Genomic DNA, 12,385 nt, shown 5'->3' on the forward strand with positions numbered 1-12,385 from the left:
CAATCATGTTATCTCAGGAGCTTTTTTGTCGTAACCATACCCAATAAGGAGTGAATCCAATGTCAACTCAGATCGAGGATCTATATGCGATTACGCTGTTTGATGTTAAAAAAATACAATACTACTCTCGGATCATGTTTGATTTCGATCAGCCTTATCTGACGGTATCTTACATCAAAAAAGGAGAGGTTATTACAACAGACGACGGTAAAGAGTATATAGCCAAAACCGGAGATGTTATGATTCATCGCCCCCATACGCCTTTTAATGTTATCTCACAGGAAGAAGGTGTTCATTACCTACTCAGCTTGAAAATACATGTCAGGGAAGGCGAAGATTTCTTCCAGCTGTTTCCTTTGAATAAAGTGATTAAAATTAGGGATTCCGCTCTGTATGAGAAGAAGTTCGACGAGCTTCAAGACTTATGGCAGCAGAAAAATGAGGAACTCTCTTCTATGCAGTCCGTCTTTCTAGCGCTCTTTCTGATTCATGAAATTGTAGAAAGCTCTAAAATCGGTGATAAGCGCAAATCCAGAGAGACGTTCGAGATCGCCCGATTTAATTATGCCCTGCATTATATTGAGAAAGGGCTGGAGCGCAATATTACTCGCGAGGAATTAGCGGAAATTTACCATATGAATCCGGTCTATTTTAGCCGGGCCTTTAAACAGGTGTATGACCTAACGCCGATGCAGATGCTTCAAAAAATGCGCGTCATGCAAGCCAAACGAATGCTGGGAGACCCCGAGAATACGATTGAATTTATTTCTCAAAAATGCGGCTTCTACGATGCGTCTCATTTCAACCGTGCTTTTCAAAAAACATTCCGCATGTCCCCTAATCAATTTCGAAAAAGTATCAAAAGTACAAAAAGTGGAATCGCGTCTACATGGTCTGAGGATAAATTGTAAGTTAACATAATAGTTAAATCGAAGGCATCCAATCCTCATTGCGCACCCTACACGAGCTTTCGTTCAGGAAGTAATTTTTTCAAAAATAAAGGGGGATATACCATTGGTACAAAAACGGAAGTATGCTGCCTTATTCATCGGATCTGCTCTAATTGTAGAAAGTATGACGGCGTGTTCAGCTTCAAATCCGAATCCGAATAGCACAGTAACTCCTGTTGCAACAGGAACTGCCGGGGACAAAGCTCAGACGTCGACATCCGGAGAAAAAGTTACCTTGCGCGTGATGGACTGGGCAGACAGCGAGAAGCCTTTTCGTGAAAAATTTATCAAAGATTTTGAAGCCAAATATCCCAACATCAAAATCGAATATACGCTAATGAGCGTCGATCAGTTTCAGAATACCATTACAACCGCGATTAAATCGGGGGATGCACCAGATCTATACCCAATACCCGGTAACATGTCATTAAGCATGGCGGTAAAGGGAGAGTGGTATCAGCCGTTAGATCCTTATATTGATGACGCTTTCAAAAATCAATTCGCAGATGGCGCCTTTGTTGAAGGCTCGACCATGCTAAATGGGAAAGTCTATTCCATTCCGGCCCTGGCGAGTGTGCCGAGTACGCTCGTATTTTACAATAAGCAGTTGTTTCGAGATGCCGGATTAGACCCCGAAAACCCGCCAAAGACGTACACAGAATTCCGCCAAGCCGCTAAGAAAATCACAGAAGCAGGTAAAGGCAAAGCTTTCGGTATCATCGAGGGCGGTAAACAAATCGGTCGATGGAAATTAGCGGCTATGGACTGGTCGGCACTGGGAGGCAGCGGTCTAAATCAACAATCGCCGATCAGTTTGATCACGCATGTTGCTAACTATGACAGTAAAGAAGTACTTGATGTCATGAATTTATTCAAGGGGTTGAAGGATGACGGAAGTTTCCATCCGAAGACGATGAGCATATCTGCACCTGAAGCTCGAGCATTATTTGGAGAAGGTCAAGCCGGTTTTATATTGCAAGGGGAATGGTCGATTGGCGTATGGAAACGTGACAACCCTAACTTGGACTTTGGTGTCATGGCGCCACCTGTTCCGGATGCAGGTCAGAAGGGCTTCCTGCCTAGATCCAGCTATAGTCCTTGGATTGGCATGTCCAAAACAACGAAGCATCCCAAAGAAGCTGCCCTGTATTTAAAGGAGTACTTCAATAAAGATTATCAGTCCGTGCTTGTTAAAGCGGGAGATCGCTTCTCTATTCTCAAAGAGGTCAATGAGAGCTCATCGGAAATACCACAATTCAAGCAGTACTATGACATTGCTCAGAAGTATTCGCGTTTAGTGCCTAATCCGCAAATCAGGAACCCTGAGCTTGCAAGTGTTTATGGGAATTACAAGGATGTTCAGCCAGGTGTAGGTGATATTCTCCAAGGCGTTGTTGCTGGGGCAATTAAAGAACCCAATGCTGCACTTAAACAGTTATCTGATATTGTCGATAAGTCATTAGATACAGCGATTGCTAAGGCAAAATCGGAAGGTGCGAAGGTAGATAAAAATGATTTCATTTTCTCTAACTGGAGTTCTGACAAAAATTACTCACAGCAAGATTATAAGTCAATTCAATGACGGGGAGTTCGCGCATCATGAAAACCAAGTGGAGAATTGAATTATGGTGTTGGTTATTCCTACTTCCTACTGTAGCCCTTTTCGTTCTGTTTCAAGGCTGGCCGATTGCGGCCAGCTTCTACTACGCCATGTTGGATTGGTCGGGTTTAACGTCAGATTCAACTTTTGTCGGACTACGTAATTTTGTTGACGTGGCGAAGGATCCTTATTTTTGGAATGCGTATAAAAATAGTTTTAAATTCATGTTGGGTGTCGTGCCATTAAATCTCCTTGTACCCTTAGTACTTGCCGTCGTTCTGAATCGTCCAAGGCTTAAGGGCGCCAGCATATATCGGACGTTAATCTTCTTGCCGGTAGTCACGACGACATCGATTGTCGGTATTATCATGGTTTTCATCTGGGGCAGTGACGGAGCGGTGAATGATGCGCTTATGAAAATAGGTTGGCTCGAGACACCGATTAATTGGTTAGGCGACGCCAAATGGTCGATGTTTACCGTTATTCTCATCTCGGTGTGGAAAAACTTAGGGATTAACATGATTTATTGGCTAGCCGGATTGCAGAGCATCCCGAAGGATCTTTATGAGGCGGCTGAAGTGGATGGCGCAAGAGGGACCAAATTATTCGTTTATATCACGATACCTCTTCTATTGCCGATAGGAGCCGTCATCTTATTGCTAAATGTCGTCAACTCGCTGAAGGTGTTTGATTTAATTAAAACGATGACGAACGGGGGCCCCTTCTTTGCCACGGATGTTGTGTCCACGTATATTTACAGGTACGCATTTTCCAGTGAAATGGGATTGCCTCAATTGGGATATGCTTCGGCTGCGGGTCTGTTCTTTGCAGTAACGATTAGTATTCTAGCCATTATCCAATCCGTGCTGAATAAACGAATTAAAGGTCGTGCAAAATCATGAAGATCATTCGATTATCCATGTTTCACGTCGTCATGACTGCTTTTTGTCTCGTATGGATCTATCCGTTCTTATGGATGGTTTCAGCGTCCTTCAAAACCCAGAGTGAGTTTTTTGCAAATGGCCTTAAGCTGCTTCCGAACAGCTTTCAGATGGGCAATCTGATCAGAGCGTGGAATGAAGCGAACTTTGAGCGGTACTTTCTAAATAGTGTGGTTATCTCCATCAGCACCATCCTTATCGTACTTATCGCAACAGCAACTTGCGGCTATGTGCTTGGCAGGTATACGTTCAGAGGGAAGAAGTTGCTCTTAGGGGTACTAGTTGCCAGCATGTTTGTTCCCATGGAGTTTGCGATTATTCCGATCTATGATCTTATCAAACATTTGGGACTGATGAACAATTTGCTTGGGGTTATTCTTGCGGAAGCGGGAGGGGCGCATATTATATTTATCCTGCTTTTCTCAACTTTCTTCAGTCAGATTCCTAAGGAGCTGGAGGAAGCTTCCATCATGGATGGATGCGGATTTTTAAGAACATTTCTTACGATCATGCTTCCGTTATCCAAGCCCATCGTCGGCAGTGTGACGATCATGCAGTTCATTTGGTCTTGGAACTCGTTCATGATTCCTTTAATACTAACGCTCAGTTCCCCCAATCTCCGTCCTCTTGCTGTTGGATTGTATGCATTAAGGGGAGAGAACGTTGTAGATTGGACAGGGATTGCGGCTGGAGGTACGATCGCCATTCTTCCGATTATCGTTATTTTCTTGTTCTTGCAGCGCTACTTTGTAGATGGGATTGCTGGGGCAGTGAAGGGTTAATGAATAGATACAGCATGTACAATAACATAAGTGAAAGGCTGGTTACATAATTTATGAGAATCCTTTATTTGGATTTAGATTCTTTGCGTCCTGATCATCTCGGCTGTTATGGTTACCATCGTGCGACCTCACCGAATATTGATCGTATCGCAGCCGAGGGTGTTAGATTTAACAACTATTACTGCTCGGATGCGCCGTGTATGCCATCGAGAACAGCTTTAATGTCTGGCAAATTCGGCATCCATACAGGCGTTGTCGGACATGGCGGGACAGCTGCGGATATGAGACGCGAAGGAATGGAGCGCGGTTTCAGCGATCGATTAGCGTCGGAGAGCCTTCCTGGCGTATTGCGCAAGATTGGCATGAAAACGGCATCGATCAGTACCTTTGCAGAAAGACATTCCGTGTGGACGTTTAATGCAGGGTTCAATGAAGTTTTCAATGTGGGGGATAAAGGGGGAGAATCGGCTGATAAAGTGCTGCCGATCGCACTCAAATGGTTAGAAGATAATGCGAAGACAGAAGATTGGTTCTTGCATCTGAATTTCTGGGACCCGCATACGCCGTATAGAACGCCAGACCACGTAGGCAATCCTTTTGTTGACGATCCCATGCCGGCATGGATCACAGAAGAGGTGTTTCAACAGCACAAGCTCAAAAATGGGCAGCACAGTATTGAAGATATGAATAAGCTTGCCAAGTCGCATTATTACAGACATCCAAGGCATAGCCAAATGATTGAGGAGCATAATGATTTAAGGACGATTATTGACAATTATGATTGCGCAATTCGCTATATGGATGAACATATCGGGCAGGTGCTGCACATGCTTGATCAACTGGGTGTATTGGAGGATACAGCGATTATAGTTAGTGCGGATCATGGGGAGAATATGGGGGAATTAGGCATTTACTCCGAGCACGGAACAGCGGATCAGGGGACCTGCCGAATTCCAATGATTTTCCGCTGGCCAGGTGGCCTTAAAGGAAATGTAGACGAAGGTCTCCATTATCAACTTGATCTCGCCCCTACACTGGCAAGCTTGCTTGATACGGAGAAACCTGAGTCATGGGATGGCTTGAGCTATGCAGAAAGTATTACGGAAGGTACACAGACAGGCAGACCTTATCTGGTAGTATCCCAGTGCGCACATGTCTGCCAGCGAAGCGTCAGATTTGAGAATTGGTTATATATCCGAACGTATCACGACGGTTATCACGGATTTCCCAAAGATATGCTGTTTGACTTGGACAATGATCCCTACGAACAGTACAATCTTGTTGAAGAAAGAAGCGATATCCATATGAAAGCTGTCTATTTGCTGAATGAATGGCACGATGACATGATGCAGTCGATGAAAGAAGACATAGATCCGTTGTGGACCGTTATGAAAGAAGGCGGACCTTACCACGCGAAGGAATATAAGCAACTGATGGATGCTGTGAAATGATTGTTGTTGTAGTTTAGTAGTCTAACGACAAGAAAGTACCTACAACGAAACCTTGTAAAATCAAGGTTTTTTTTCTTTTGTAGGGATTGCAGATATGTTTTTAGCCTACCATAACATGTCTTACTTAATGGCAGCTGAGAAAAGTGGCGGCTTGTGGACTATTTATACTCGATATTTTGATTTATATAATTTCGAACCGTGGGCTTATACGAGTGGAGGAGTTTCAACTCTTCCAAGCAATTTCGTTAGTTTAGTAGTTAATTATGCCGTTAGTGCGCAAAATGTAGGAGCAATTGTTCCTTATAACGTAGCTGTTTATACCAGAAACTAACTCTGCTGAATGCGGTAAATAAAGAGTTATACACAATAAAAATGAGTTGCATTCATCAATTTATCATGAAAGAATGTGTGTATTTTCTATGAGTAAAGCCTAAATCATTGCACTCGATGAATCTAATCAGAGGGTCTTCGAGTGCAATGAAAAGGTGTATTGTTAATGTTTGATGAAAATAAAGTATTAGACTGGAATCGTTGAACTGGCGCGGTTTCTGAGTTATAAAATGGTCAGCTTATGAAAATAAGTATTAGACTAAGTAATGTCCGCTGTGGCGACAACGGGACCTAATGGAACAGAAACCCGCATTCTATAAGGCTTCGCAGTCTATAACTATTATTGAGTCTAACACTTTATTTTCAGTCTAATACTTTATTATTTGCGGACAGTTAAGTCGTTGAATGTTGCATGACAACAGACCATTTTTTCTATAGTTTTGCTCTTAGATTTCATTCGTTTTTCTTCGAACTGGTCCAAATAATCATAACTCAAGTTTTACTTCTGCTTTTGTTATGATATTATTTTTATGACTACATTGGGTTTTGTACGACCCTTATAATATATTTAGGTGGTATAACAGTCCTGTAGTTAGAATATTTATTTGTTGGGGTGATATGAATTTGACAAATAATGAGCTCAACAAAATTGGTAAAATAGTCGGATTCTTAATTTTAGGTTTTACCATATTAATTGTAATTCTCTTTTTGATATTCTACAAAGGAATTCTCGATCTCGATAAAAAAATGAGAGGTTATATTACTTTGCCAAACAAATTTAATGTCTTTCAGGTCAGTTTAGAAGGACCTTATGAAATTGCTGAATGGAATAATGATGATAAACAAGTAGTAAAACCAAACATTTTAGAGATTGCTTGGGATGAACGGTATGTAATATTTAAACGTGTAGATGGAAAGGGGGAAGAAATTGGTGTTCTAGATACTACAACAAAAAAAGTTAAAAGCCTTTCTTACAGTTCTGATAATTTACAAAATTTGAAGTCAGAGTTTAGTATAGCTCAAGATATTACTTTAAAAAGTATAACTAGTTTGTGGTATGATGAAAACTCCAAAAGAAGATAGAAAATAGCTTTATTGCTCAAATATTTTAATAACAAGTAGCTATGTAGCGATACTATCTTCCGTAGCAAGCGATACAGAACAACAAACAGCTGCCCACGCATGAGGTTACTGCTGCTGCGTTGCAGAAATTATTGTATCTTAACCATACCCAAGTGTTCTTTAAACCGCCGCTCACATTGCTCGCAGCCATGCTTCCCTAAAAAAACTTAAAGAGGAGCCGCATCTCCAGCAGCTCCTCATTCCTTATTGTGCGATTGTATTTTTCTTTACCTTATTGAGTAAATCCTGGACATCACCAATCATTTGGAGAGATGCTGTAGGCCAAACGAGAAGTGAGAGCTTATACAGCATGTGCAGGGATTTTAAGAGATATAGCTTTTTATTGTACCAAGGGAAGTCGGTTGATAAGTGTGCAGGCCCCGTGTAGTCCCCTTCAATTGAAACAGCATTATCATGAGGTCTTATATAGATATTACGATGTTGAATTGCACTCATAGGTATAATGATTTTATAAGTAAGTTGAGTTGATTCCGTGCAGTGGGAATTCCAAAACGAATTGAAATCTGGCTCATCCGAGTTGTTCTCATGTGAGAGATGAAAGCACACAAATTTTCCCTCTCTGTCTTTAGGGTACATAGAGTAATTTGATCTTCTGCTACCATTTGCAAACAGCTGAATTGTACCTGTGTTTTTGTATTGGTTCACATCATTTTCGGATAAGTAGTCCGTGTAATGAATCTAATTTCGGTTCGCGAAGCGTTGGTATTCCTCGGAACTTATTCGCCGGTTGTAGTAACCGTCGTGTCGCATTACATAGAGTGCTCACCATAACTAATGCGTGTAATAGGGAAGAGCTACATAGAAACCCTGCAGAGGCAACCCTTGGCTATTCTTTTTAATAATGGCTGCACATACTGTAGGTGATTTTCTTGTCGTGATTTTTGTTATTGCACATATTGTAGGGATTTTCTTGAGGTGAAATTCTGTTGTTTTGATGTTTGTAGGGATTTTCTTGTCGCTAATGAGGGTAATTTCTTGTCGTTAGACTTTAGTAGTAGTGATCCCAACCACTTGCTTTTACAAAAAAAGTGGTCTATAATTCATTACACGATCGTTGAATGAAACAATGAGAGCGAGATTATATGTATGAAAAGAGTGCCCAAAACAAGCCGCGATCTTCAGGCTGCCGAACGTAGAGAGCAAATCTTACTGGGTGCTAAGCAACTGTTTGCCGAGCATGGCTATCACGGGACGTCGATTCGCGCAATGAATAAGCATATCGGGATCACAGATGGCTTGTTGTATCACTATTTTCCAGGGGGAAAGCAGGAGATATTGGAGACCATTTTCCATGAGGCTCAGCGAGATCGCATGGAGCTTATGGACCAGTTAATTAAAGGGATCCATCCAGGCCAGCCGTTGGAAGAAGCGTTATATCTGTTTATCTCAAGATTGGTGAGCACCCTTGTTGGGGATCCGGATTTTATAAAAATTATGCTGCGTGATTCAGATAATATCTTATCTGAGGATAAGAATTTTATGACCCAGCTAATCATGCAGCGCCACCAGGCGTTAACGGAAGCTCTGACGAAAAGAGCTGAGGCTGGGGAAATCCGAGAGATGGACTTCCGTTTAGCTGCCAAACAAGTTATTTCCGTTGGTATGATGGCCGTTCTCGGACAATTCACAGCAGTGAATATGATAGAAACCGATGTCGATAGTTATTTGAAAAATATGGTCGCTTTCACCGTATCACTTTGGAGAAAGTGATTCTTTTTTAGTAATTTCGTTCACACAACGTTGAATGAAATATATGAAATTATAAATCAAAGGAGGCTTTACAATGAATCATTTTTTTAAACAGAAACATCCGTATCTAGCTATTATTGTCGTTTTCCTTGTTATTCTTTTACTAGGGGTTGCTCAACTCGGCTCGACGGTGAATCCTGTTCCAAAGAATCTGCCCGTGCTGTTAGTTCAGTTGGATACGGGTGAGAAGCTTCCAACCGGGCAAGAAATGAATTTCGGCAAGCTGATTCAGGAGAAGATAACCGCCTCCCCAGCACAAGCTGACACCGTATCTCCACTCAAATGGGCGACTTTAGCCAGTGAACAAGAAGCGATCGATGCGATGGATCGAGAGCAAGCCTACTCGGCGATCATCATTCCGGCAGACTTCAGCCATAAGTTAGCGAGCTTATTATCCCCTCAGCCACAAGCTTCATCCGTAACCGTATACGTGAACCAAGGGATGAATAATACCGCAGCTACGATGGCGAACGGTGTTCTGACCCAGATCCTTAACGGTGTTAACGGTCAAGTTAGAGAGCAGCTGCTAGCACAAGCTAGTCAAAAAGGCGGCACCCTCACAGTAGACCAAACTAAAGCATTTGCATCACCGATTGTTGTCACGAGCAAGAACATAAATGCTGTTGGCACGAACAGTGCGAATGGGAATGCACCTGTTGTATTGACCCAACTTGCTTGGTTTGGAGCCATGGTGACAACGCTGTTACTCTTCATGGCCGCTGGCAAAGCAACACAAACGGGCTCGCGCGCGCATCGCTTTGGTATTCAAGCGTCCCAATTGCTTAGTGGTGTCGTCATCACCGCGGCTTCTGCTGCCAGTATTCTACTTGTAGCAGGTAAATGGTTGGGCTTAACCATCCCAAGTTATTGGGAGATGGGGTTATTCCTTACTTTTGTCGGTTTTGCCTTCTTCCTATTGCAAACGGCCGTTGTCAGCTGGTTAGGTTTAAAAGGAGTGCCACTGTTCGTGCTGGTTTTCTTCTTCGGTGCACCAGTGCTTTCCCTGCCAGTCGAATTATTACCAACATTTAGCCAAGACTGGCTGTACTCATGGTTGCCGCTTCGTTTCTCGGCGGAAGGACTTCGTGATTTGTTCTACTTCCGTCAGAACTTGAATTTGAGCAGTCCGATGTGGACGTTAGGCATCATTGGTGCCGTGGCTATCGTGGTTATTTTCTTATCCCTGTTGAAAAAGCACGAGCAACCTGCAGCTAAGGTAGAGGCTTCTCGTTCTATGTAACTCGGTCTTTCTGTTGTAGATACAACAGAAATGTGATTCAGGCGAAGGAGGGTCACCCTCCCCACTATAGTCCCTTCTAGTTAGTAGGTCATTTATGGGGTTAACTAACCAGAGAGGGATCGAGGATACGCTATTTCACGATTTATGAGCTGTTTGGCTTCGAAGGGGAACGAGGGTGCGCTATCCTGCTACTTTGGGAGGAAATACAGGTAGTAAAGGCAAAATAGTGTACTGACGTTCCCCTTCACGCGATAAGCACCTCGTTATTGACCAATTAGCGCACTCACGTTCCCTTTTCCTGTGGCCAATATGAGGCCGATGACAATAAGCCTCCAACCTGACAATCAGGTTGGAGGCTTTTCAGTTTATAACATCAACGCAAATCATTATAATGCTGCATCTTCAAGAAGTGAATGGTGACCGTAGTCCCCACGCCAACCGCTCCCGTAATCGACAGATCATGTCCCAGTTTCAGCGCCATTTGTTTGGCTAAGTAGAGTCCCATCCCGGTAGAGCGGCTGTGTGTTCGGCCATTATTCCCGGTGAAACCTTTATCGAACACGCGCCCTAGATCGGCGGCATCGATCCCTATCCCTGTATCTTGGATGATGAGTCGTTTCTCGGAGTCGGTTTCCTCGGAACGGAAGGTGATACTGCCACCATTGTCGGTGTAAGTCAAAGCATTCGCAATGATCTGGTTTACGATGTAGCCCAGCCATTTGCTGTCACTGTTCACGCTCAGGGCCAGCGACTCCATATCCGGACGTATCCGTTTGGTGATGAACAGTTTGGCTACTTTCTTGATGCTCTCCTTCACTAGGGGCGTTAACGACAACTCCGAGATGAAATAATCTCTGGAGAAGGAGTCGATTCGCGAGTAATAGAGCGCTTGCTCGACATAACTATCGATCTTGCTAAGCTCGTCCTCGAGCTTGTCTACGAGGTATTCCGCGGTTTTGCCGGCGCGGTTCTCCATAATGAGACGGCTGGCTGCAATGGGCAGCTTCACTTCATGGATCCAGGAGAGGATGAACTCCTGGTGATTGCGGATTTCCGCTTGCAGGAGATGCGTTTCGTTGGCTTGATCCTTAGACAGCTGCGTTAACAGCTGTAGATAAAGCTCTTGCTCGTTGGTTTGAGGTTCGGGCATCGCCGCGATGGCCCAATCTTGATGTTGGTTTTTGCCAAGAAATGCATTGAGCTCCTTGTAGAAGGACTTTCGATAGAAGTAGCCAAAGGTTATATACAAGGCAGCGAATAGAAAACAGCCCGCATTCGTATAGGTGATATTATTAAGGGCGGCCTGCCCTTTTACACTGACAAGCATGATCATTGAAATGAACAGCATCGTCACCGCATACATTCCTATGAAATATCGTTTATCCTTCAAATAGGAGAGAAAGCTCATGGGATCATATACCCTTGCCCTTTCTTGGTGGTGATGAAATCATCGCGTCCAAGTTCAGCAAGCTTTTTGCGCAGGCGGGTAATATTAACGGTTAACGTATTATCGTCAACGAAACTTTCATCCTCCCAGAGGCCTCGCATCATCTGCTCTCGGCTGACGATAGCGCCTTGATGCTGCATGAGAATGGTGAGAATTTTGAATTCATTCCGGGTAAGCTCTGTTTTCTGATCCCCACAAGTGATGTCACCATCTTTCAAATTCAGGACGACGCCATTATGGGTCATTACGTTAGCCGATGTCTCCATGTAGGAGTAGGTTCTGCGCAGCAGGGCATTGATTTTGGCCACGAGGACGTCGGTGTAGAAAGGCTTCTGGATAAAATCATCGCCACCCATATTCATCGACATGACCATATCCATTGGTGTATTACGAGACGAGAGGAAGAGAATGGGGACATTCGAAACTTCCCTGATTTGGCGGCACCAATAGAATCCGTCGTATGCCGGTAAATTAATGTCCATCAGCACGAGATGGGGATTTTCGTTCACATACACGGTGAGCACCGCGTCGAATTGTTCGATAATAATCGTTTCAAAGCCCCAGCGGCCAAGGGCTTCAGCCACCGTATCGCGTATCGTTTTATCATCTTCCACGATCATAATTTTCACAGACAGTCGATGCCTCCTCAAGGGACGAATGAGCCGATTATACCACTTCATCAGAAATGGTAGCATAATCATGACAAAATTGTAAGGTAAGGCTGAGGAGTTGTAAGTTACTTCGATGGTTGC

Annotated in this window: 10 protein-coding genes; 8 read left to right on the top strand and 2 right to left on the bottom strand. The window is 43.4% G+C overall.

The features are described 5' to 3' along the window. Positions 1–59 precede the first annotated feature (59 nt). The 8 genes from AB4114_RS16175 (at position 60) to AB4114_RS16210 (ending at position 10,186) form a co-directional block, all read left to right on the top strand. Positions 60–911, top strand: coding sequence for a helix-turn-helix domain-containing protein (locus AB4114_RS16175; protein WP_441989367.1), 852 nt, complete (start codon positions 60–62; stop codon positions 909–911). Between the two features lie 103 nt (positions 912–1,014). Continuing rightward, positions 1,015–2,532, top strand: a complete 1,518-nt coding sequence (locus tag AB4114_RS16180) for an ABC transporter substrate-binding protein (protein WP_441989368.1) — start codon at positions 1,015–1,017, stop codon at positions 2,530–2,532. 17 nt (positions 2,533–2,549) lie between these two features. Next, a complete protein-coding gene (locus AB4114_RS16185; RefSeq protein ID WP_441989369.1) occupies positions 2,550–3,452 on the top strand; it encodes a carbohydrate ABC transporter permease in 903 nt (300 codons plus the stop codon). Then, entirely contained in the window at positions 3,449–4,273 is an 825-nt protein-coding gene (locus tag AB4114_RS16190; protein WP_441989370.1) for a carbohydrate ABC transporter permease, read from the top strand. The genes AB4114_RS16185 and AB4114_RS16190 overlap by 4 nt, the downstream gene beginning before the upstream one ends. A 53-nt stretch (positions 4,274–4,326) precedes the next feature. Then, positions 4,327–5,724: a sulfatase gene (locus tag AB4114_RS16195; protein WP_441989371.1), complete on the top strand. Its 1,398-nt coding sequence runs from the start codon at positions 4,327–4,329 to the stop codon at positions 5,722–5,724. 954 nt (positions 5,725–6,678) lie between these two features. Continuing rightward, a complete protein-coding gene (locus tag AB4114_RS16200; protein ID WP_441989372.1) occupies positions 6,679–7,137 on the top strand; it encodes a hypothetical protein in 459 nt (152 codons plus the stop codon). Between the two features lie 1,146 nt (positions 7,138–8,283). Beyond that, positions 8,284–8,907, top strand: coding sequence for a TetR/AcrR family transcriptional regulator (locus AB4114_RS16205; protein ID WP_441989373.1), 624 nt, complete (start codon positions 8,284–8,286; stop codon positions 8,905–8,907). A 73-nt stretch (positions 8,908–8,980) separates the two neighbouring features. Continuing rightward, positions 8,981–10,186: a YhgE/Pip domain-containing protein gene (locus tag AB4114_RS16210; protein ID WP_441989374.1), complete on the top strand. Its 1,206-nt coding sequence runs from the start codon at positions 8,981–8,983 to the stop codon at positions 10,184–10,186. Between the two features lie 373 nt (positions 10,187–10,559). Here AB4114_RS16210 and AB4114_RS16215 read toward each other — a convergent pair whose 3' ends face one another. Next, positions 10,560–11,594, bottom strand: a complete 1,035-nt coding sequence (locus AB4114_RS16215; RefSeq protein WP_441989375.1) for a sensor histidine kinase — start codon at positions 11,592–11,594, stop codon at positions 10,560–10,562. After that, positions 11,591–12,262: a response regulator transcription factor gene (locus AB4114_RS16220; RefSeq protein WP_441989376.1), complete on the bottom strand. Its 672-nt coding sequence runs from the start codon at positions 12,260–12,262 to the stop codon at positions 11,591–11,593. Before AB4114_RS16220 ends, AB4114_RS16215 begins: the two co-directional genes overlap by 4 nt. Positions 12,263–12,385 lie beyond the last annotated feature (123 nt).

The organism is Paenibacillus sp. 2RAB27 (assembly GCF_052115445.1).
GTDB lineage: Bacteria > Bacillota > Bacilli > Paenibacillales > NBRC-103111 > Paenibacillus_E.

Bases quoted from the DNA above. Each gene is read 5' to 3' on its own strand.
- AB4114_RS16205 (WP_441989373.1), top strand. From the start codon at position 8,284: ATGAAAAGAGTGCCCAAAACAAGCCGCGATCTTCAGGCTGCCGAACGT.
- AB4114_RS16175 (WP_441989367.1), top strand. From the start codon at position 60: ATGTCAACTCAGATCGAGGATCTATATGCGATTACGCTGTTTGATGTT.
- AB4114_RS16190 (WP_441989370.1), top strand. From the start codon at position 3,449: ATGAAGATCATTCGATTATCCATGTTTCACGTCGTCATGACTGCTTTT.
- AB4114_RS16195 (WP_441989371.1), top strand. From the start codon at position 4,327: ATGAGAATCCTTTATTTGGATTTAGATTCTTTGCGTCCTGATCATCTC.
- AB4114_RS16210 (WP_441989374.1), top strand. From the start codon at position 8,981: ATGAATCATTTTTTTAAACAGAAACATCCGTATCTAGCTATTATTGTC.
- AB4114_RS16215 (WP_441989375.1), bottom strand. From the start codon at position 11,594: ATGAGCTTTCTCTCCTATTTGAAGGATAAACGATATTTCATAGGAATG.
- AB4114_RS16185 (WP_441989369.1), top strand. From the start codon at position 2,550: ATGAAAACCAAGTGGAGAATTGAATTATGGTGTTGGTTATTCCTACTT.